Origin of the sequence: Archangium violaceum Cb vi76, assembly GCF_000733295.1 — a bacterium.
Lineage (GTDB): Bacteria > Myxococcota > Myxococcia > Myxococcales > Myxococcaceae > Archangium > Archangium violaceum.
On the sequence record NZ_JPMI01000200.1, the window covers coordinates 1 to 1,379 of the forward strand.

1 protein-coding gene is annotated in these 1,379 nt (G+C 58.6%); it reads left to right on the top strand.

Translation table 11 applies throughout. The features are described 5' to 3' along the window. Window positions 1-162 precede the first annotated feature (162 nt). A complete protein-coding gene (locus Q664_RS55185) occupies window positions 163-1,350 on the top strand; it encodes an ISAzo13 family transposase (RefSeq protein ID WP_075207516.1) in 1,188 nt (395 codons plus the stop codon). Window positions 1,351-1,379: the final 29 nt, after the last annotated feature.

Sequence of the window (1,379 nt, forward strand, 5' to 3'; positions counted from 1 at the left end):
TAGGGGCTGTCGCAAAATAAGTGTAATGAAAGTGATAATGGACCCACCAAGCAAGCAGCCATGGGGCTGGTCGCTGCGTAAGAGGCATTTCGTGGGCATGTTGTATGCGTGAAAGTAGATCTCGAAGCCTTGCGTGCCAAGTTCAAAGCCCTGGCGCCCATCATGGACGAGAGGGTCATCCGCCTTTGGGCTGCGGCTGAAGTGGAAAGCCTTGGACGAGGAGGAGCCGCAGCGATCCAGCGGGCAACGGGGATCAGCGGTCGTCGCATCTGGAAGGGCAAGAAAGAGCTCGCGGAGCTTCGGCGGCAACCATCTTCAAGGGCTTCAACGTCGCGAGTGCGTCGGCCAGGAGGAGGAAGAAGGCGCCTGAGCGCAAAGGACGCGAAGTTGCTGGGTGACCTCCAGGCGCTGCTCGAGCCGGTGACGCGTGGCGAACCGCAATCGCCGCTTCAATGGACGACGAAGAGCGTGAGGAACCTGGCGTCGGAGTTGAGAGAGCGAGGGCATGAGGTGAGTAGCGACACTGTCGCGCGGATGCTGCACGAAGCGGGGTACAGCTTGCAGGCTCCGCGTAAGGAGGATGAGGGAGGCAGCCATCCAGATAGGGATGCACAGTTTCGTTACATCGCTCGACAAGCGAAGGCTTTTCAGCGGCGCCGACAGCCGGTGGTGTCCGTCGACTCGAAGAAGAAGGAGTTGATTGGAAACTTCAAGCCCCCGGGTCGGGAGTGGCAGCCTCAAGGCCAAGCGCCCAGAGTCAACGCCTACGACTTCCCGGATATGGCTGAGGGCAAAGCGATTCCCTATGGCGTGTATGACCTGGCCCGTAACGAGGGCTGGGTTAACGTTGGGAAGGACCATGACACTCCAGAGTTCGCAGTCCAGTCGCTTCGACGTTGGTGGCTCACGATGGGCAGGCAAGCATATCCTCATGCAAGGGAGCTTCTGGTGGTAGCAGATGCTGGGGGCTCGAACTCGGCACGGTCGCGGGTGTGGAAGAAGTGTCTGCAAGAATTCGCAGATGCCACGGGGCTGACGGTCTCCGTCAGCCATTACCCTCCGGGCACGAGCAAATGGAACAAGATCGAGCATCGACTCTTTGCCCAGATCACGCTCAACTGGCGAGGCCGACCGCTAACGAGCTATCAAGTTATCATCAATCTCATCGGCAGCACCACGACACGCACGGGACTGCGTGTTCGGGCTGCCATGGATACGAGTGAGTACCCTCTTGGCGTTCGCGTCAGCGCAGCGGACTTTGGGCAACTGAACATTCGAAAGAAGCGTTTTCACGGAGAATGGAACTACTCGCTCTCTCCAAGACGGCAAGCGAGCGCTCGGCTGGTTTAATAATTACACTTATTTTGCGACAGCCCCTA